Annotated in this window: 15 protein-coding genes; 6 read left to right on the top strand and 9 right to left on the bottom strand. The window is 38.2% G+C overall.

What is annotated here, in order from left to right; genetic code table 11:
• Positions 1-69 precede the first annotated feature (69 nt).
• The gene (locus ACOXY8_RS10030) at positions 70-480 is read right to left on the bottom strand and encodes a hypothetical protein (RefSeq protein ID WP_458331451.1); all 411 of its coding nucleotides are present in this window, start codon (positions 478-480) and stop codon (positions 70-72) included.
• 162 nt (positions 481-642) lie between these two features.
• Between ACOXY8_RS10030 and ACOXY8_RS10025 the strand changes: the two genes are divergently transcribed.
• From ACOXY8_RS10025 to ACOXY8_RS10010, 4 genes are all read left to right on the top strand, one after another.
• Positions 643-987, top strand: a complete 345-nt coding sequence (locus tag ACOXY8_RS10025; protein ID WP_458331450.1) for a tRNA-binding protein — start codon at positions 643-645, stop codon at positions 985-987.
• A gap of 9 nt (positions 988-996) precedes the next feature.
• On the top strand, positions 997-3,453 hold the full coding sequence (locus ACOXY8_RS10020) for a bifunctional UDP-N-acetylmuramoyl-tripeptide:D-alanyl-D-alanine ligase/alanine racemase (protein WP_458331449.1): 2,457 nt from the start codon (positions 997-999) through the stop codon (positions 3,451-3,453).
• A gap of 117 nt (positions 3,454-3,570) precedes the next feature.
• Entirely contained in the window at positions 3,571-4,053 is a 483-nt protein-coding gene (locus tag ACOXY8_RS10015; protein WP_458331448.1) for a hypothetical protein, read from the top strand.
• Between the two features lie 97 nt (positions 4,054-4,150).
• Positions 4,151-5,983: a MutS-related protein gene (locus ACOXY8_RS10010; protein WP_458331447.1), complete on the top strand. Its 1,833-nt coding sequence runs from the start codon at positions 4,151-4,153 to the stop codon at positions 5,981-5,983.
• Here ACOXY8_RS10010 and ACOXY8_RS10005 read toward each other — a convergent pair.
• On the bottom strand, positions 5,976-7,118 hold the full coding sequence (locus tag ACOXY8_RS10005; protein ID WP_458331446.1) for a DUF4221 family protein: 1,143 nt from the start codon (positions 7,116-7,118) through the stop codon (positions 5,976-5,978). The two genes, ACOXY8_RS10010 and ACOXY8_RS10005, sit on opposite strands and share 8 nt — an antisense overlap.
• 53 nt (positions 7,119-7,171) lie before the next feature.
• Between ACOXY8_RS10005 and ACOXY8_RS10000 the strand changes: the two genes are divergently transcribed.
• Complete coding sequence (locus ACOXY8_RS10000) at positions 7,172-8,305, top strand: 5-(carboxyamino)imidazole ribonucleotide synthase (protein ID WP_458331445.1); 1,134 nt, start codon at positions 7,172-7,174, stop codon at positions 8,303-8,305.
• Entirely contained in the window at positions 8,302-8,814 is a 513-nt protein-coding gene (gene purE, locus ACOXY8_RS09995) for a 5-(carboxyamino)imidazole ribonucleotide mutase (RefSeq protein WP_458331444.1), read from the top strand. The genes ACOXY8_RS10000 and purE overlap by 4 nt, the downstream gene beginning before the upstream one ends.
• Here the strand turns inward: purE and ACOXY8_RS09990 are convergent.
• From ACOXY8_RS09990 to ACOXY8_RS09960, 7 genes are all read right to left on the bottom strand, one after another.
• Positions 8,809-9,213, bottom strand: coding sequence for a hypothetical protein (locus ACOXY8_RS09990; RefSeq protein WP_458331443.1), 405 nt, complete (start codon positions 9,211-9,213; stop codon positions 8,809-8,811). The genes purE and ACOXY8_RS09990 overlap by 6 nt on opposite strands.
• On the bottom strand, positions 9,200-9,817 hold the full coding sequence (locus ACOXY8_RS09985) for a hypothetical protein (RefSeq protein ID WP_458331442.1): 618 nt from the start codon (positions 9,815-9,817) through the stop codon (positions 9,200-9,202). The genes ACOXY8_RS09990 and ACOXY8_RS09985 overlap by 14 nt, the downstream gene beginning before the upstream one ends.
• Positions 9,818-9,898: 81 nt before the next feature.
• On the bottom strand, positions 9,899-10,327 hold the full coding sequence (locus ACOXY8_RS09980) for a response regulator (RefSeq protein ID WP_458331441.1): 429 nt from the start codon (positions 10,325-10,327) through the stop codon (positions 9,899-9,901).
• A gap of 50 nt (positions 10,328-10,377) precedes the next feature.
• Positions 10,378-13,098 (bottom strand): PAS domain S-box protein, encoded by a 2,721-nt coding sequence (locus ACOXY8_RS09975; protein WP_458331440.1) that lies wholly within the window; start codon positions 13,096-13,098, stop codon positions 10,378-10,380.
• 103 nt (positions 13,099-13,201) lie between these two features.
• Positions 13,202-13,456 carry a hypothetical protein gene (locus ACOXY8_RS09970; protein WP_458331439.1) on the bottom strand — a complete coding sequence of 85 codons (255 nt, stop codon included), beginning with the start codon at positions 13,454-13,456 and terminating at the stop codon, positions 13,202-13,204.
• A gap of 4 nt (positions 13,457-13,460) precedes the next feature.
• A complete protein-coding gene (locus ACOXY8_RS09965; protein WP_458331438.1) occupies positions 13,461-13,676 on the bottom strand; it encodes a PID-CTERM protein-sorting domain-containing protein in 216 nt (71 codons plus the stop codon).
• A gap of 72 nt (positions 13,677-13,748) precedes the next feature.
• Positions 13,749-20,333 carry an Ig-like domain-containing protein gene (locus ACOXY8_RS09960; protein WP_458331437.1) on the bottom strand — a complete coding sequence of 2,195 codons (6,585 nt, stop codon included), beginning with the start codon at positions 20,331-20,333 and terminating at the stop codon, positions 13,749-13,751.
• Positions 20,334-20,525: the final 192 nt, after the last annotated feature.

Genomic DNA, 20,525 nt, shown 5'->3' with positions numbered 1-20,525 from the left:
TGCAAACTTAATGCAATAATGTTGCAAAAAGAAATTGGATACTTAGAAATAAGGACTAATAATGATTTTTTAGTCGCTAGTCTTAAATCTATAAAGTAAGTTTAGCATCAAGTTGAAAGAAAGGATAGAAGATTGGCTTTCACTTTCAACTTTTTCTGAATTCTTCGAATTACTATTTGCGGGAGGGTTATTCTTAAGTGTTAATTTCTGATTTGGAGTGATAAGGATATCCTCTCTCTCATTTTTCAGCTTGTTTTCTTCTACGAAATCGAAACTCACCGTTTTCTCTGACACTTCGCTATTGGCAGATGGTGTGTTTGGGTTTTGTTGTTTAGCTGAATTTGGATTTTCTTGATGTGCATCTTGAAGTGCTAACCAAGAAGATTCATGGCTATTTTGGTCAACTGCATTTGCTTGAAAAGAAAAGGCAGTTCCCGAAAATATAAAAATCAACAAAACTACTTTAAACTCGTTTTTCATAGGTTTTTTCAGCATAGGCACCAAATATACTAATTAATAACCTTTTACAACAGTCTAACGAAAAATATTTTATAAGCTTCCTTACTCTAATCCAGAATATTTAACTTCAGCTCGGAGAAATATAAATCTATCTACAAAACCGCTTATTTAAGAAATTCACCTATGACAAATGATTATATTGATTGGGGAGACTTCGCCAAAGTTGACATCCGAATTGGTACTATTATAAGAGCAAGCCATTTTGAAAAAGCGAAAAAGCCTGCCTACATATTGCATGTGGACATGGGGCCTGAGCTAGGTATAAAAAAATCAAGCGCACAGATTACTGAGCATTATTTGCCCGAGCATTTGATTGGTAAAAAAGTAATTGCTGTATGTAACTTCAAGCCAAAACAAATCGCAAATTTGCTATCTGAAATCTTGGTGACGGGCTTCTTTGATGATAATGGACATGTAGTCTTGGCCACTGTTGATGGAGAAGTGCCAAATGGAGCAAAACTGTGTTGAGGAATAAGCATGTATAATATTTCGAAAATAAGTGAAATAGTCAATTGCAACCGAAAGGAAATAGCAAAGCCAGACACGACAATTGATCAGTTACTGATTGATACTCGAGTAGGCAATGTTTCTGATCAGGCTTTATTTTTTGCCTTAAAGGGAGAAAAAAGCGATGGCCACTTATATCTATCAGCTGCTTATGAAAAAGGTATTCGAAATTTTGTAGTCTCCTATTTACCACCCGCTTTTCCATTTCCAGGCGATTGTAATATTCTTGAAGTTTCAGATACTCTTCAGGCTCTTCAAATGCTTGCGTCCTTTCACCGTCAAAAATTCTCTTACCCGGTAATTGGAATTACTGGCAGCAATGGCAAAACCATCGTTAAAGAATGGTTAACAGAGTTGCTTCACTCCCATTTTAAAATAGTAAAAAGCCCGAAAAGCTTCAACTCACAAATAGGCGTGCCTCTCTCAGTCTGGGAAATGTCAGAACACTTCGACTTGGCTATTTTCGAAGCTGGTATTTCTCAGAAAGCAGAAATGACCAAACTAGAAATCATCCTTAAGCCAAATATCGGAATCATAACAAATATTGGCACAGCCCATGAGGAAGGTTTCAGATCAGTTGAAGATAAGCTGAATGAGAAGCTTCAGTTATTTAAAAATACCGGGCTCCTGATCTATTCTACAGATCAAATGCTAGTTGCGAAAACAGTAGAAGAATTATTCCCCAAAACTAAGCGGCTGTCTTGGTCAAAAAATGAACAAGGTCAAGCTGATATCCAATTCCATCTTGTTAATCAAAGCCTTTCACTTTGGCGAGTTAATTATAATGGTGCGTCATTTGAGTTTGAATGCCCATTTAAAGATGCTGCATCCAAAGAAAATCTATTTCACTGCATATCATTGTTGCTGGCATTAAAAATCTCTCATCAATCAATTGTAAATGGTATAAGAGCACTTAAGCCAATTGAATCTAGATTAGAAATTAAGGAAGGCAAGTTCGGCTCAATCATAATCGATGACACTTATAACAATGATCTGGCTGGCTTGAAAGTCGCATTGGATTATTTGATTTCATTTGGCATTAGGGATAAGAAAACTGTAATACTTTCTGCTTTGGCTCAGCTAGCAAACCCAACTGAAACCTATTCATACATAGCCAAATTGCTTGAGCAATATAAAATTGATGACGTCTATTTGATAGGTGACGATTTTAAGAAGTGCGAAAATCTTTTTAATCTGAATGCCCAATTCTTTGAAAGCACTGATGAGTTTCTTCGCCAAATTAAAGTAAAGTCATTTGCTGATTCAATGATCTTAGTAAAAGGTGGGCGTGTGTTTTCATTCGAAAAAATAGTTCAAAGACTTACCAACCAAATCCATTCAACTCGGTTAGAAATTGATTTGGAAGCATTGGTTCATAATTACAATTATTTCAAATCTCTGCTGAAGCCAAGCACTAAAATGATGGTGATGGTGAAGGCCTCCGCCTATGGTTCTGGATCGCGGGAGGTAGCCAGAGTATTGCAACATCATAATGTAGATTACCTTTCTGTTGCCTATGCAGATGAAGGCGTTGCATTAAGACAAAATGGGATAAACACACCCATTATGGTCATGAATACAACGGAAGAGAATTTCGAACAATTGCTCACTTGGAACTTAGAACCAGAGATTTATTCAATTTCCTATTTAAGCTCTATCCTCACTTTTTTGGCCAACAAAAATGCTCAGCTAAATGCGCACCTCAATTTAGATACTGGGATGCATAGGCTTGGCTTTATGCCTGAAGATGATAAAATTCTAAGTCAAATTCTGCAATCTCAATCTCGAATTAAAATCAAATCCATTTACACACATTTAGCCGCTTCGGACGATCCAGTGTTCGATAAATTTAGTTTAGAACAGCTTGAGCATTTTAAAAAATGGGCTACAAAAATTGCGAAACTTTTACCTGAAAAACCACTCTTACACGCACTGAATAGTTCTGGCATAAGTAGGTTCACTGAATATCAGTTGGATATGGTAAGACTTGGAATTGGATTGTACGGAATTGCAAATGACGATGAAACTCAAGATAGATTACAGACTGTAGCATCACTAAAAACTAAAATTACTCAGACTAAAAAGGTGAAAAAGGGTGGTTCAGTTGGCTATGGAAGAATGGGAAAAGTTGAAGCTGATAAGATAATAGCCATAGTTTCTATTGGCTATGCAGATGGCTACAGTAGGTTGTTCAGTAATGGAGCAGGAGGAATGATTGTGAATAAGCAGTTTGCACCCACCATTGGTAATGTGTGCATGGACATGACTATGCTGGATATCACAAACATAGATGCGCACGAAGGCGATGAAGTGGAAGTATTTGGATTACTACAAAGTATAAAAAAAATGGCTGATTCCTTGAACATTATTCCATATGAAATGCTTACTAATATAAATAACAGAGTAAAGAGAACCTTTCACTTCTGACAATTATCACATAATTGTTTGGCCTTTATAAAGTTCTGATTAAATTTGTTGGAAGTGCAATAGCTCAAATGTTATTTTTTGATAGTTGCTCTAATTTTTTAAACTAATAAGAACGAAATGGAAATATTTTTACTTGGCCTAAGTGGATGGCTAATTATAGCCTTTTTATTAGCGAAAGCTGGAACAAAATTAAATAAGAAGTTTGCTACAACCTTCTTATTCTCTCTAATACTGAGTCCAATTGCAGGCTTAATTTACTTGAACACCGATTTATCTGCTTCAAAAAAGAAAACCAAGAGAGGTGGCCCTTGGAGTGCTTGGATTAGTAAAGCTGAAGAAGCTCAAAACAATGAAGAATTTCAGTATGCAAGAGAATGTTATCAAAATGCTCTTGAGGAATTGCAAGATCCAGAAGGCCAAGCAAAATTGTACTACAAGAAGTACATCTTAAGCAAGATTTCAGAAGTGAATTATGCTCTTACCTTGTTAGAAAATAAGAAAGACAAACAAGTCCCGTTTAATATAAATCCTGAGAATTCTTATCTTAAGGAGTCATTTGAAGAGATGAATGAAGATAAAAGCAATACAAAAACCGGCTAAACTTTCTCGTTTACTCAAAACAGCATTATATTTTTTGCCCATTTTTTTTCTTTCAATTTTCTAACTAATCTCTGACTGATAATTTATAAAGGATACATTGAGAAAGCCGTATCTTGCTGCTCAATATTCTATCATCTATAATTATATTTCATTGGTCACATTTTTCCTTCAACGACATTCAAAATTTGTTTCTGACGCTAGTATTTGGGATAAGAAAGTAAGCTATTTTGCTTGGTTGCGTCTAGGTTTTTTTATTGTAGCATTAGCGGTACTCTACATCTTATTTCAATATGAATTGTTTCTAGGAGTTGCCGTAGTCTCAGTAGCTTTCTTCTTTGTATTTGGTTTGCTTATCAATAGACATAACAGTCTCAAAACTACCCGAGACTTTTTCAAAAACTTATCTACTATCAATCAGAATGAAGCCAAACTTGCCAAGCTGGAATTAAAGCAACAACAAGATGGGGGTTCCTTTAACGACAGTAAACATCCTTATGCTAGTGATTTAGATATTTTTGGGAAACACTCACTTTTTCAACTTCTCAATAGAGCCGAAAGTAATAATGGTCAAGCCACGCTGGCCGATTGGCTGAAATATCCTCCCGCCAAAACCGAATTGCTACGTAGACAGGAAAGCATCAAAGAACTTAAAGATAAAATTGACTGGCGACAAGAGTTTCAAGCCAAATTGATTGGCAGCTATTTAGAGGAAGAATCACTCCAAAAATTTTCCCTTTGGCTCAATAAAAACGATTTCAAAAAACCTCCACTTTTATTTCTATTTCTGTGGGTTACGCCAATAATTGCCGTTTTAGCCTTAATGCTGTATCTGAACAGTATCATTAGCATTTACATTTTTGCAGTGCCTATCCTTGTTCATTTGTGGGCATTACGCAAAGTATTTAATGCCACTAAAGAGGCAACTGAACTGGCACAGTTGGGCTCTAAACTCTTGAAAGCTCTCAAAAATGGAATTCAGCACATAGAAGACAGTGAGTTTGAAACGAAAAGCTTGCAAGAGTGGAAGAAAGAATTGAATGGCGCTTCCAAGCAAATAAAGGAGTTGGAAAACCTATTATATAAACTTCAGAATAGAGCCAATATAATTTACGGCATTGTCAACATTTTCCTGCTTTCGGATATTCGATTAATGGTGGCAATTAGCCGCTGGAAAGAACAAACTAAGGACAAGTTTCCCGTTTGGAATGAAACGTTAGCCAATTTCGAAGCAATCAATTCATTGGCAGGTTTTGCATTTGCAAATGAAGCCTACAAATTTCCAACTTTTTCAGACAAGGAGTATACTATCAAAAGTACAGAATTGGGACATCCGCTAATCCCTCAAAATGAAAGTATTACAAATGATTTCACAATGGAAGGCCGTGGAGGGATTGGATTGATTACAGGATCCAACATGGCTGGAAAAAGTACCTTTTTACGAACGCTAGGTATCAATATGGTGCTTGCATATGTAGGAGCTCCAGTATGTGCAAAAAGTATGGAATTATCTATGCTTAGAATTTTCACCTGTATGAGAACGGAAGATGCTTTAGAGGAAAGTACATCTTCCTTTTATGCAGAATTGAAGCGAATTCGCCAATTATTGGATCAAACAGAAGCGGGAGGAATACCAACTTTTTATTTACTCGACGAAATATTGAAAGGTACAAATTCCGCAGATCGCCATTTGGGTGCAAAAAGCCTCTCCTACCAATTGAACAATTCAAATGCAATGGGTCTGATTTCAACGCACGATTTGGAATTGACAGCCTTGGAAGGACAAATTCCTCGGCTTACAAACTATAGCTTCCATTGCGATATTGTAGAAGATAAACTTCACTTCGACTATAAATTACGCAACGGCACTTGCAATAGCTTTAATGCAAGCAAATTAATGGAGCTAATGGGAATCAAAATTCAACCTAATTAACCTTAATATTCATAATATCAAAATGGAGGAAATCATCTGAAACATCTCCCGCCTTGCGGATAACGAGACCTTCATTTGTAGCAAATGCCATCGTACCAACATAGCTTATTGGTTGATTAAGATTAATTCCCAAATCTATTTCACCAAGCTTTTTAAATTCTTCATCGAAGACCAAAATCCATTGTCTAGTAATTCGTTGTCTTGGGTTTTCGGCAAGCCTATCTGGATCGTGGACAGCTTGATAAGCAATTCTATAATATAGCTTACGATATGGGTCTGTAATCAGCGGGCCATAGGTGCTCAGTTGAGCAAAATGCTCTGATATTTTGGCCATATTCTCATTTGTATCTGGCAAATCAGATAAAATTATTTCACCAATCTCATTTCCTCGTGCTTCTGCCTTTCGGTAGCTTTTAAAGTCATCGGTAATCACCAGATGATGACTTGTAGCAAAACTATAAGCAATTGAACCGTCTAATAACTGAGTTTCCCAAAAGCTACGTAATGGATACACAAAGTTCGTATTGTATGGAATATCCTCTGACCAATCCATTAGGGTGTCTACTGGGTTGCCATCATTCTTGCCTATTTCCATTACAATTCCTTTATCAGTATTACTTCCCATAGGAACTGAGAGCACAAAATTGCCATTCTTTCTTACCACATCTCGAACTATATTTCGTGGAACCGAAGGAAATGGGTCTTGCAAAGTTTCTTGTGGAAATCTCTGTTTCCAAAGCAGTTTTGCATCTGTAGTAAAAAGAGATAGCTCTCTTGCGTTGGCAATAGATATTAGGAGACTATCCTTATTTAGAAATGAGAAAAGCGGAATAAATGAAGTACCATTTGGTCCCTCTTTATCGAATTCAATTACATTTTCCAGATCAGTAGATTGAAAATCGTATAAATAAATTCTGTTAAAGGCTTGATTTGAATAGGCCAATTTATGGCTCGAATCAAACTTTATGTATTGCAAACTTCCATCGGGTTTGGTAATGGAGTCTAGCGGAAATTTCTTTTCGCCAACGATTTCAAAAGATACTGTTGGATTTTCATATTCACTCTGAGCATCACAGGAGCTAAATAAAATGCCGCATAAAATTCCTATTGGCAAAAATCTTAATTTGTTTTGCATCTTTAAAGTTGATGGGATATTCTAAAGATATAGAAAACAATATTTAAATCACAATGAATAATACAATTACAGTAATTGGCATTTTAGGGGGAGGTCAATTAGGCCGAATGTTTATTCAAGAAGCTATTAATTTAAATGTGGATGTGCACATCTTAGATCCAGATGCAAATGCGCCTTGCAAAGAAATATCCTCCCGCTTTCAGCAAGGTTCTTTACTAAATTATGACACTGTTTTAGCATTTGGACAGGCTTGTGATGTAATTACCATCGAAATAGAAACTGTAAATACAGAAGCTCTTAAAGCATTGAGAGCTCAAGGAAAAAAGGTTTTTCCTCAACCAGAAGTGATTGAGTTGATTCAAGACAAAAGGCTTCAAAAACAATTTTATAAAGAAAATGGCATTCCTACTTCAGAATTTATCCTAACAGATAATATGGAAGAAGTAATCGCCAATAAGCATTTTTTACCTGCTGTAAATAAAATGGGTAGAGGTGGATACGATGGCAGAGGCGTTCAAATTTTGCGCAGTGAAGAGGATTTACCTAAAGCATTCGATGCAAAGGGTTTGCTGGAGAAATTTATTCCTTTCGAAAAGGAGTTAGCTGTGATTGTATCGCGCAACGAAAAAGGAGAAATGGCTACCTTCCCAGTGGTAGATTGCGAGTTTCATCCAGAAGCAAATTTGGTTGAGTTTCTATTTGCACCAGCTGACATCAGCGAAGATATCGCCAACAAAGCACAGGAAATTGCCAAAACAGTCATTCAAAAACTAAATATGGTTGGTTTGCTTGCCGTTGAGTTATTCTTGACCAAGGAGGGTGATATTTTGGTAAATGAAGTTGCGCCTAGACCTCACAATAGTGGACATCATACCATTGAAGGAAATATGACTTCTCAATTCGCTCATCATTTACGCTCCATTCTAAATTTAGCTCCAGGTGATACAACTCAACGCAGTCCCGCAGCTATGATCAATTTGTTGGGAGAGGATGGCTACACGGGTGATGCTGTTTATGCTGGGCTTAAGGAAGCTTTGTCAGAATCGGGCGTATATGTGCATTTGTATGGGAAAAAACTCACTAAACCCTTCCGCAAGATGGGCCATGTCACCGTGATTGATTCAGATTTGACTAAATTGAAAGCGAAAGCTAGAAAGATAAAAGAGACCATAAAAGTAATCGCATGAGTGAAATAAGTGTAAGTATAATAATGGGAAGCCAATCTGACTTGAGAGTGATGTCGGAAGCGGCTAGAGTCTTGGAAGAATTAGGAGTTAGTCACGAAGTTACCATTGTGTCGGCACATCGAACTCCGATAAGAATGGTAGAATTTGCCCAAAAAGCTGCTTCACGTGGCGTAAAGGTAATTATTGCTGGGGCGGGAGGAGCTGCGCATTTACCAGGAATGGTTGCTTCATTAACTACGCTTCCTGTAATTGGTGTCCCAGTAAAAAGTTCTAACTCTATAGATGGTTGGGATTCTGTATTATCAATTCTGCAAATGCCCGGTGGAGTTCCTGTGGCGACTGTAGCTTTGGATGGTGCAAGAAATGCTGGAATTTTGGCTGCCCAAATTATCGGTGCTTTTGATAAAAGTATAGCTCAGAATCTATTGATCTTTAAGGAGAGCCTAAAAGATAAGGTAGTAAAAAGTGCTGAGGCAATGGAAAAACGTGGGTGGAAGGATTTGCTATAATTCCTCCTGACTGGGTTTATTCGTTACTAGCTTGCTTCTGAGAATCCACATTCCGACAAATAGTACGGGTGAGATCAAAAACTCATGTAGAGATTGAGCAAATTTTTTGGTAGGATAGCTCACCATTTCGATAGTCCAATCATACAAGCCAATAAAAACCAATACAACAATTAGAGCAGTATGGATAAGGTGCCATAGAGTCATCATCCATTTGTCGGCACCATTTTTTAGAGACAGGGTTCCAATTCCATAAACACCTATTATTGAAACAACTCTACCAACATGCTTGAGCTTGCGAGGAATATTCCAGTGATAATAGCCTTCGAAAAAGAGGTAGTAAATAGAATAGACGATTACAATCCCAATTAGCCCAAAAATAAATCGCTTATACGGCTGCATAATTTTCGGGTTCGTCAAGTTTGAGGTTACGGGTAAATACTACCCAAATAAGAAAAATCATCAAATAAATTACGCCTTTGTATAGGTAGTCATGCGCAAATTCTAGCATACCCGGCTTGTACCATTGCAGCCAAATGAGGCCAACAAAGCGAGCAATATTTGCTACATAAATTATCACAATGCCTGCTGGAATGAAGAAGGCTTTTCTTAGCCAGCTAGAAGGAAATGCAATGATAAAACCCAAGTAAAGCACAAAAACTTCAAGACCATTACATGGATCACCTATACCGCTAAGGGGGATGTCATTAAAATAAAGCACAGTCTGTACAGGGTAGCTTTCTACTCCTTCCTGCACAATGTAATGTGTTTTTTCAACTGCATGAAATGGATCACCATCAGCCATTCTATTTAATTGAATAACAGTGTGCTTCCCTACAAGTTGAGTTAATGGTTCGTCAATTACTCTATCTGGCAATAAAAAAAGGGAGTAAACCAACTTCCAAGCGAGAAAGATAATGAGTCCTTTTATAAGAAAACCTCTTACTGGTGATGGAATACTATTCCATTTTTCTTTGTAGTCGCCAAAAATGGTTGCGATTTTCATAGTAGCTATTGAATGGGTAAATATAGCTATTTTAAAAGGTCTAGAAAATTGACTCTCTACAAATAGGCAAATGTTCGATTTTCAATTACTGGGTAGTTGCACTATCCCAATCCAAAAATCCTCAACAGTTGTGAGTACTTTAATAAAGTCATCAACATCTACAGGCTTGGTGATATATGCATTTGCAAAATTCTTATAGGCATGTAGAATATCTTTGTGCGAAGAAGATGTAGTCAAAATAATTACTGGGATATGCTTTAAATGCTCAGTAGACTTAATATACTCAAGTACTTCATGTCCATTCATTTTTGGCAGGTTCACATCCAACAAAATCAAATCGGGTGTACTGGCATCCGAAAATACCCCTCTTTTATTTAAAAAATCGATGGCTTCCTCTCCATCACGCGCTACACTTACATCATTGATGATTTTTCCTTCTTCAAGGGCTTCGGTAGTAAGCAAGATGTCCCCTTCGTTGTCTTCTACCAATAAGATATGGATATGTTTCATTGGATTTGAAATTGACTCTAATATAAGCTATTTCGAAGAACTTTGTTTGACTAGGTAGTTTTTGGCAAGGTGAAATAAAAAGTAGAACCAATTCCTTTTTCTGATTCTACCCAAATTCTACCGCCCATTCCTTCAATTACCTTTTTGCAAATTGCCAATCCCATTCCTGTTCCTGAATACTCTTCTTTTCTATTGAGGCGCTGAAAGATCACGAAAATTCTATCGAAATAATTCTTGTCGATTCCGATACCATTATCGTTTACTGAGAATTGCCAAAAATCGCCAATTTCCTTAGCATTAATTGAGACTGTTGGCTGAACACCCTCCCGCTTATACTTCAATCCATTATTCACCAAGTTTTGAAACAACTGAAGCATCGAGACCCTCACAGCTCTTAACTTTGGTAAATTCTCGAATTTTATTCTAGCCCTATTTTCAGAAATTGTTTTTCTGTTTAACACCAAAACTTCATTCATAATATCTTGGAGGTCCACGAGCTCAATTTCTTCATCCGAATTGCTGAGTCGAGAAAATTCTAGTAAATCGAGAATGATTTGCCGCATCCTTTTGGCACCATCAATTGCAAAGTAGATATATTTTTTACCCCGCTCATCCAATATTTCATTATACTTTTTCTCAATCAGTGTCAGAAACCCAGTGATCATCCTAAGAGGTTCTTGTAAATCGTGAGATGCAACGTAGGCAAATTGCTCTAATTCTTTATTGGAAATTTCCAGCTCTTTTGCTTGACGAATTAGGTCTTCATTAAGCTCTTGAAGTTGCTTCTCTGTTTGCTTCCTTTCGGTAACATCTTTGAAATACACTGCTAAACCATTGGATGATGGATACGCACTAACTTCGAACCAAGCAGATAATGGTGGGAAATATTCTTCGAAATGGGAAACCAAGCCAGTGGATAATGCTGCTTGATAATGTTGATAAAATGAAAGCTTCACTGTCTCAGGGAATTTATCCCACAAATTGGCTCCAATCATCTCCTCCCGCTTCCTTTGTAGTAAGTTTTCCGCATGATAATTCCAATAAGTTACTTTCCAGGTTTTATCTACTGCATAAAAGCCATCACCTATACTTTCTAATATTTCATTCTTCTCTTTGAAGGCTTTTTGTAATGCAATTTCGGACAACTTCACTTCGGTAATGTCCCTACTGTAGCAGGCTATTCCTTCAATTTTAGAGTCAATGATAATGGGACTAAAGCTGATATCCGCCCAGCTTTCTGTAGCACCATCTATTGGTGGTATATAAACTACTTGTTGAAAAGACTCGCCATCTAGTGCACGCTTGTATAGTTTGCTCCAAAATTCCAAAAAGTCAATTGGATATTTACCGGCCATTATTAGGTCATCACCTGGTTTTAGCTCATTTCCAGTATAATCTTTAAGGTTCTGTAAAAACGCTTCATTTGCAGTAATAAGCCTGAAATCTGTGGCAACACTCCAAATTAGATCTTGAGTACTATTAATTAATGCTTCTTTATTTTGCCGCTCGTACTCCTTTGCATTTTCAGCTTGCACTCTGTCGGTTACATCCCTGAAATTATCTACGATTCCACCAATACTTGGATCATGGATCATATTGGTAATAGTGGCATCTAAGTATCTCCACGTGCCATTTTTATGTTTTGTGCGACCTGGAAAACCCTTTATAGGAATTCCTGGGCTCTCCAAAACCTTCACCATAATCCCTTGAATTTTTTCAACGTCATCTGGATGCATTAATTCAAATAAATTCAAATTGAAAGCTTCTTCTTTAGAATAGCCAAGTATATGCTCCACAGATGGCGTGACGTAAACTGGGTTCCCTTCGGCATTTAGCACTACTATACCATCAGTTCCATTCTCTAATAAAGCCCTATATTTTCGCTCTTGTTGTAAAATTTGGTTTGATTTCTCCTCAACTAGGTGCTTCAATTCAATAGGCTGCTTTGATACATACCAAATAAAAACAGCTCCAATTAATGAAAATAGGAATCCTAGAATGGCAAAAGGTAGGCTATTGAAAATGGTATTGGGCAATTTTGGCTTCACATACAGTGTCCATTCACCAACTAAAATATTAGATTTTACTACATCAGCATCAATCTCAAAATCGCTAGTTGAAATAAAAAACTCTTCAACTTCAGTATTACGATTTATTTTTGACAACATGTAATCATAACTACTGCTATTCAGGTTTATACCAGCAGCTTCGAGCAGCGTCGGGATTTTTATTATCACTGCTGAGAAACCAAAGAAATCATCATCAATAAATATTGGCAATCGACCAATTACAGCAACTCCACCTTGACGGAGATTAATCGGGCCAGCAAAGTAAAGCTCTCTTTTCTCAATAGCTTCAAATGCTTCTCTATTTACGAGAGTATCAGCCAAAATATCATAGCCAATGACAGATTCGTTTCCTTCAATTGGAAAAACATTGGTGATTACTCCACCTTGCACTAATTGGATAGCATCTATATATTGGTTGGCCTGCAATAAGCCTTCAGCGATAAATTCAAAATTATCTGGGGCTCCGTTTTCTTGGATTAAGAAAGCCAGAGATTTTGTAGCAGAAAGACTATAATTGAGGGAAGATTGCAGCCTGCTAGTAATAGATATGGATTCATTTACAGTCCGCTGATACTCTTCTTCCTCTGACTTCTGATATATTTTATAATTTAAAAACTGTGCTATAAAAAATAGCAGAAAGAAAGTAACCAGACCTGAATATACAGCTCTTGAATAAGAATGTTTTAATTGCTGTGTTTCCATAAAATTTGGAAACAATATAGGTAAAAAATAAGGAGTAAAAATTCCTGAAAAACTTAATCAATTAGGAATGCTATTCCAGCTCTAAACATGGGTATGATAAAACCTAGGATTGCAGTTGCGACTCCACTCTCTCTAGAGCAAATCGGATCTGCGAAATCTTGAAAGAAAAGTAACGAGAGCGGCGATTATCAACTTCTTGGAGCTTTTGAATCTCCTCCAATGCATTTGTATAAAATTGCTTTGCTTCAGTCAATTCATTTTTGCTTTCAGCTTCTTTACCTTTCTTTTCAAATTGCTTCCAAAGCTTCGCTCCTTTTGTGGCCAAGCTATTATTTCTACCAAATAGTTTTGCCAGCATTATTTTAATCCTCCTTATTATGATCTTGATTATTTCTGTTGCGCTTGTCACGAAGCTTTTTGGCTCCATAGGCAGCACCAGCACCTAGTAATATGCCTAATCCACCATCGATTGGATTATCCAATACATCTGGAGTGAAGCTAGGAGGCCCACCAAAGGTTTGGGCGTAGGTGCAAATTGCAACAAAATTAATTAGTATAGTGAAGATGATCTTTTTCATTTTAAATTTTCTTTTGAATGGTGAATTGAAAATCAGCGGGAGGGTAATTTATCCTCCCGCCATTTCTTCGGTTTAGTTGACCATTAATCGTTTTACAATTCGTTGCTTGCCATGGGTTATTTCCACCAAATAAACTCCTTTGGCTAAGCTTCCTACTTCATAGCTTATCTGCGCATCATCTGTTGCTTTTATGGTTGTTTCATAAAGCATTACACCTCTTATATCTACTAAGCGCACATGTGTATCAGCAATCTCATCCGGACGCTGAATACTTACCATCACTTGCTGTTGAGCTGGGTTTGGCAATAAGAAAGCTTGGAAACGATCTGCTGTTGGATTTATGCTTGTGATCACTTCTATTCCCATCACAATATCAAATCGGTGACCTTTGGAAGCTTGTTCATCGGTAACCTCAAACTCATAAGTTGCTCCCTTCTCAAGTGTAATCAGCTCATCCAGATGGCGATCGTAGAGTTGTAATGTACGACCTGATTCCATATCGAAATCTGGAACTGTAAGCGTAAATTTAACAGCAGGACTAAGTATATGTAATGGAATACGATATTCTTCTTCGTCAACCCAAGGTCGGCGATCAATTGCCATTGCATAGTCATCTGCTGATACTGTAAAGAAGTTTACAGATGGATTTTCAAACTTCGTTGCATCCATAATATCTACCTTAGCATCAGTCTCATCATCAAAGTAAACGAGCACACGGTCGACCTCTTGTCCATCAATATCTATGGCCAATTGCATAGTGTTAACGCCATAGCGACTTGCTATATCTCCATCTTCTCTAAAGGTGACTGCCGCGCCTGGATCCAATTGCTTTTGAGCTAATTTATTTGCTTCTGTGAATGTTAGTGATGCATTATCAATATTTGCAACCACAAAGAAACCAGTACCTGTAGCAAGTTGACCTAGCACTGGTGTACCTCCATCAAATGGCTCAGCTACATAATTACCTCCACGACCACCGCCAGGTCCATAGACTGTGTCGTCACCTTGAACTCCTGTGCGTGGTTGCCATACATAATAGTTAGGGCCTATGTTTGTTCTATCTCCTCCCGGAATGGTTTTCAAATCTATCGCTGCAGGATAAGGATTACCTATAAAGTTGAATGCACTACTCCCTGCAACTCCATCACCTGGATTACCTGATCTTACTAAGCCCACCAATATTTGCTCACATAGATTGACCTCGCCAATAAGTTCATAAGTAACATCTTGAGGAACGTAATCATCATCTCCAACCACGCCACCTTGACTACGTGGTCCTCTGAATAGCATTCTTACCGCACGCCCTTTGAACCAGTCTCCTATATTAGCCGGACTTACTGCAACCCAACCAGTATCTTCATCCTCTTCTGCTTGGTTACCCGCAGCTGTATTGTACCAGAAAGCACTTGGATTACCTGTATCGTTGAAGTCTAAGCCTTCACCTGTGATATGTACATAATCTCTAATTTGTTGGAGGCTTAATGTACCATTAAATGGATGAGCAATAAAGCGGAAAGCTCTATTATTGCCAGCAACAAATTTCTGAATTCGAACATTACCGATAATACTAACCACCGCACATTCCAAATCAGAAATTGGTGCAAAATAAGCATCACCACTTGCGTCACTTATTAAGCGTAAATTGTCATTGGTGGTAAGTGCCCCTTGAGTCAATTTAATGCTTTCAGTTATATTTACCATATTACCAAGGCCTGCTGTAATTGTAACTCCTGTTGGATTGTCGATCTCCAAATTACTAATATTGAAGTCACCTATAATTGTTTGTGCAGTAACTCCTCTCATAGCAATATTACCTGCATCGAGAACTGTTCCTTGGCTATCTAAAGTGCCTGTAACACATACCGTTTCACCTGCAGGGATAGTTAATGAAGCCCCAAGATCAATTGTTAAATTATTGATACAAACATTACAACTATTGCTGATAACTGGAGGCGTTCCTGTATTTTCTATTCGAATATTTGCACCAGCGACAGGAACGCTACCTAGGTCCCAGTTAAGTACATTACACCAATCATCATCATCTGCACCAGTCCAAGTATATGTTAGTGGTGGATAAACGGTAATATGCAATGTAGCGCTAGCTGTAGCACCATCTGTACCTTGTGCTGTATAAACGAAACTTGTACTTCCTTCAAAATTAGCTTCCGGGGTGAACGTATAGGTGCCATTTGCATTCAATAGCAGCGAACCTTCACCAGCATTATTATATGTATTAGGGTTTGTAACAGTTGTTAGTACTACTCCTGAAAGCTGGGTATCATTGGTTAATACATTTCCACTCACTGGAGTGATACCATTCGTGCTTGCATAATCGTCCGCAGCTATTACAATATTACCAGTTCCTGCTGGATAAACATTGATGGTAACAGTTGCAGTAGATGGTCCATTATTATCTGTATCGTCTACTGAGTAAGTAAAGGTATCAACACCTGTGAAACCAGCATCTGGCGTGTATGTAATTACACCCGTTGTTGCATTAATAGAAGTGCTACCATTTGCAGGTGCCGTTCCTATTGAAACAGTCGTGGCATCTATACTGCCTCCAGTGTTACCTACTTGATCATTTGCTACAACATCTATCGGTACTGCAACTCCTGGATTGGCTGGATTTGCATCAGCATAAGTCACTGCAAAATCATTGTTAGCAACTGGCGGATTCGTGGTGGAAGAAGGATCTGTAACAGTGATCGTTAACGAACCTGTCACACATGGAGGAGTCGGATTTGTTGGAGAGCAAATATCATAAGTATATACATATACGCCTGGTATATCCGTCTCAAAATCAAACGTGCCATCTGAATTTAAAGTAAAGCTAACCGTTGCTCCCACTGGATTACCTGGGTCCGCGGTTTCACCTGAATAAGTTGAGCCTGATGGAACAACATCATTGGTACTCACATCGCCATTAATTGTTTGATCTACAAAACCAACAGCGACATCTGGTGTTGCTGTAATTCCAGCATTTACAGTGATATGCAAAGTTGCATTTGCCGTAGCTCCATCTGTACCAGTAACTTCATATGGGAAAATACTTGTACCTACAAAACCTAAGGCTGGTGTAAAGGTATAGCTTCCATCAGCTAATAAAGTCAACGTTCCAGTACCATTAGTAACACTCTGAGGTGTTGCTTCCAACGGGTCTGTACCATCTAATTGGGAGTCATTTGTCAATACATTTCCTGTTGCGTTCGCACTTGGGTATGTTATTGCGTAATCATCTGCCGCTGTTACAATATTTCCCGTTCCAGCAGGATATACATTAATAGTAACAGTTGCTGTAGATGGTCCATTATTATCTGTATCGTCTACTGAGTAAGTAAAGGTGTCAACGCCTGAAAAACCTGCATCTGGAGTATAAGTGATTTCTCCAGTTGTAGCATTTACGGAGGTAGAGCCATTTGCTGGACCACTTGTTACAGATACTGAAGATGGGTCTAAAGCTCCACCTGGATTCCCAGGTTCATCATTCTCTAATACATCAATCGCAACGGGAACACCTGGATTCGCCGGATTTGCGTCAGCAAGCGTATTTGCTAAATCATTATTGGCAACTGGTGGGTTGGTAGTGATAGCAGGGTCTGTAACAGTGATTGTTAACGAACCTGTCACACACGGAGGAGTAGGATCTGTTGGAGAACAAACATCAAAAGTATAGACATACACACCCGGTGTATCCGTCTCAAAATCAAACGTGCCATCTGGATTTAAAGTAAAGCTAACTGTTGCTCCTCCCGGATTACCTCCATCTGCTGTTTCACCCGAATAAGTGGAGCCTACTGGTACTACATCATTGGTACTCACATCGCCATTAATTGTTTGATCTACAAAACCAACAGCGACATCTGGTGTTGCTGTAATTCCAGCATTTACAGTAATGTGTAAGGTTGCATTTGCAGTAGCTCCATCTGTACCAGTAACTTCATATGGGAAATTACTGGTCCCTAAAAAGCCGAATGCAGGCGTAAAGGTATAACTACCATCAGCTAATAAAGTCAATGTTCCAGTACCGTTAGTAACACTCTGAGTCGTTGCTGCCAATGGATTTGTACTATCCAATTGGGAGTCATTGGTTAATACGTTACCAGTAGTTGATGTACTTGGATAAGTAGTTTTATAATCATCCGCAGCTGTTACAATATTACCTGTTCCAGCAGGATATACATTAATGGTAACAGTTGCTGTAGATGGGCCATTATTATCTGTATCGTCTACTGAGTAAGTAAAGGTGTCAACGCCTGAAAAACCTGCATCTGGAGTATACGTAATAGTGCCATCTCCATTGTTTACTAGGCTACCATTTGATGGGCCTGAAACAACAGCGGTAGACGCAGCATCTAATACACCTCCCGCATTACCAGCTTGGTCATTTGCAATTACATTGATCGTAACAGGAACACCTGGATTCGCCGGATTTGCATCAGCAAGCGTATTTGCTAAATCATTATTTGCAATTGGTGGATTTGTTGTTGACGAAGGGTCACTAACTGTAATTGTTAATGTTTCATCCTTACATGGTGGATTTGGATTAGTAGGTGCACAAACTTGAATATTAAATACATACACTCCAGCCGCCGTTGGATTAAATGTGTAACTACCATCAGGGTTTATAGTTGGCACATCAGCAGCTGGGTTTCCACCTCCAGCAGATGAATAGGAATATGTTGTACCGCTAGGCACTACATCATTTGTACTCACATTGCCAGATACAGTTGAACCAATCAATGTAGTTTCCACATCAGGTTCCGTATCTAAACCTTGATTTACAGTAATAAATATTGTTGCGATTGCAGATGCGCCATCAGTACCAACAACTTGATAATCAAAGCTTGCAGTCCCTACAAAGTTGAGAGTAGGAGTAAATGTATAACTACCATCGGCTAATAATACTAATCGTCCTCCTGTATTTGTTGTTGTTTGAGGAGTTGCTTCTAAAGGGTCGGTATTATCTAACTGAGAGTCATTAGTCAACACATTTCCCGTTGCGTTTTCACGAGAATAAGTAGTGTTGTAATCGTCTGTTCCTATTACTGTATTTATTGTTCCAGTTGGAAATACCCTTACCTCGACTGTGGTAGTGGTTGGGCCATTATTATCTGTATCATCAACCTCATAAGTAAAGGTATCTACACCAGTAAAGGCAGCATCAGGTGTATATGTGATTTCGCCAGTAGTAGCATTAACTGAAGTAGATCCATTTGCTGGACCACCTGTTACAGATACAGAAGAAGGGTCTAAAGCTCCACCCGCATTGCCTGGCTCATCATTCTCTAATACATCGATTATAACTGCAATATTTTCTAAAGTATTGGCTACATCTGGATTTGCTATTGGTGGATTAGTCGAGCTATTTGGATCTATTACAGTAATCTGTAATGTTTCTGTTGGACACGGAGGAGTTGCTCCAGGAGCACATACATCATAAGTGTATATGTAAACTCCAGGCACGCTCGCACTAAATGAGTATGTTCCATCTAGATTAAGTGTTAGCGCTCCATCTCCCCCAACTGGGCCACTTGTTAAAACTTCTCCATCATACTCTGTACCAGCAACTACAAGGTCATTTGTATTAACATTTCCATTTAATGTTGTATTCGTATTGACCGTGCCAAAATCAGGAAAGGTTTCTTGATATATTACAGTAACTGTAGCAGCATTAGATGTTAAAGGTGGAACTCCTGAACCACTTACACGATAACCTATTGGTGTAGGACTTCCAACTAAAGTGGGATCAGGAGTAAATGTAATTGCCCCTGTAGTTCCATTTATACTCCATGTACCCTCGTTTGGTACAACTAATGGGTCTCCTGCAGCAGCAGTTCCCAATATTTGTACAGTCCCAGCATCTATTGGACTTTCACCAGGAGTATCGTTACCTAGCGCATTAATTACTATTGGCTGTCTGAAGTTACCATACACCAAATCATTAAAAGCCTGAGGTGGCGTTCTAGTAGCAACTGTTACCCATGTACCAGGCAAATCAGTATCATTTGGAATTACGCCAAAATAAGCTGAATGATTGTCTGTTTCGAAACTACCTCCAGAAAATTGAGAGATAACTAAACTATCATAAGCCAAGCCTTCTGTAGCAACTATATGCAAATAGGCATAAGGTTCTGCTGCATTTTGACCTCCAGTAGGCTCAGTTGGACCTGTCGGTTTTCCATAATAATCCTCTGTTAAATAATTCCCATTCGAAAAGGAGACTATTGGATTTGGAGCATTTGGTATAAAATTCACTACATCATCAGTAGTAAAAGTAAATAAAAGCACACCTTGTCTATAGACAAAAATCGTGTTTTCACCATCACCTGCTGCCCATGCAAAACCAAAATATTGTGTTGGCTCGTTCAATTTAAGACTCACTTGACCTCCTACTGGAACTGAAAGAAAATCTCCATGTCCAGCGCCATATTGGGAATCGGTGCTTATTGTTGGTGCAGTACCACTTTGAACAAACCTTCCAATATCTGCATTAAAGTAACCAGTTGGACCAATTGCCCAAGTTGAATTAGGTAAAGGAGCAAAGCCACCATAGGTCTCAGTATAAACTGCCTCAGTTAGGCCAACCGCCAAACCTAAGTCTGTTACCATCTGGCCTGGAGCACTCACAAAAATTCTAATATTCTCTTGAGCCAATGAAGGAACTTGAAGACAAAGAAATATTACGAGTGAAACAATTATTTTCGAATATTGAATCTTATTAAAAAAAATTCCTTTTGCCTTCCCTTTACAAAAAATAAATTTACAACTCTTGGTGGCTAGTTGAGTAGAAGTAGTCTGCATGGTTTAACAATTAATATTTACTATCGTTAACAACAAAAAAATAGT

The sequence above is a fragment of the Peijinzhouia sedimentorum genome, from assembly GCF_049340005.1.
GTDB lineage: Bacteria > Bacteroidota > Bacteroidia > Cytophagales > Cyclobacteriaceae > CAXBDP01.
Note: the sequence above shows the minus strand (reverse complement) of the source record. Positions and strands in the feature narration are given on the sequence as shown.